Raw genomic sequence first — 906 nt, 5'->3', positions numbered from 1 at the left:
CGCCGGAGCGCGTCACGGTGAAGACCGTCTCCTCCCCCGTGTCGTGAGCGACGACCCGGACCGGCGTCGCTCCGTCCGCCCCCGGCTAGGCTGACCCCCGCAAGCAGAGGAGACCGCGGATGCCCGACCACGCGACGCGCGGCAACAACCTCGACCGCGTCCGGCGGCACAACCTCTCGGCGATCCTCCGCCTCGTGCACCGCGGCGGCCCCCGCTCCCGCTCGCAGCTGACCCGCCTGACCGGCCTCAACCGCTCCACGATCGCGGCGCTGGTCGGCGAGCTGGTGGAGCTCGGCATCGTGCGCGAGCGCGAGCCCGCCACACCGAACCAGGTCGGCCGGCCGAGCCCCGTCGTCGAGGCCGATCCCGGAGTCGTCGCGCTCGCCGTGAACCCCGAGATCGACGCCGTCACGGTCGCCGTGGTCGGCGTCGACGCCGTCGTCCGCCGCCGCATCCGCCGCTCCGCCTCCGTCCCCACCGCCGAGGCCGCCGCCCGTCTGGCGGCCGAGGCGGTCGCCGAGCTGCTCGCCGAGCTGCCCGAGGAGACGCGGACCGTCGGCATCGGCGTCGCCGTGCCCGGCCTCGTCCGCGACGCCGACGGCCTCGTCCGGGTCGGCCCGCACCTCGGCTGGGACGACGAGCCCTTCTCCCGCATGCTCGCGGACGCGACCGGCCTGCCCGTCCTCTCGGCGAACGACGCCAACCTCGGTGCACTCGCCGAGAGCGTCCTCGGCGCCGGCCGCGACGTCTCGCACCTCGTCTACCTCAACGGCGGCGCGAGCGGAGTGGGCGCCGGCGTCATCGTCGGCGGCGCGCCTCTGCACGGCATCGACGGCTACGCGGGGGAGATCGGCCACACCCTCGTCAACAGCGCGGGCATCGACTGCCACTGCGGCGCCGTCGGCT

1 protein-coding gene is annotated in these 906 nt (G+C 75.9%); it reads left to right on the top strand.

Annotated elements, in window-relative coordinates; genetic code table 11:
• Positions 1–119: 119 nt before the first annotated feature.
• Positions 120–906, top strand: a 787-nt coding sequence (locus C5C33_RS18105) for an ROK family transcriptional regulator (RefSeq protein ID WP_104261794.1), incomplete at its 3' end; no start/stop codon positions are given.

Source organism: Rathayibacter sp. AY1H3, from assembly GCF_002932015.1.
This window is presented reverse-complemented; position numbering and strand designations above follow the sequence as displayed.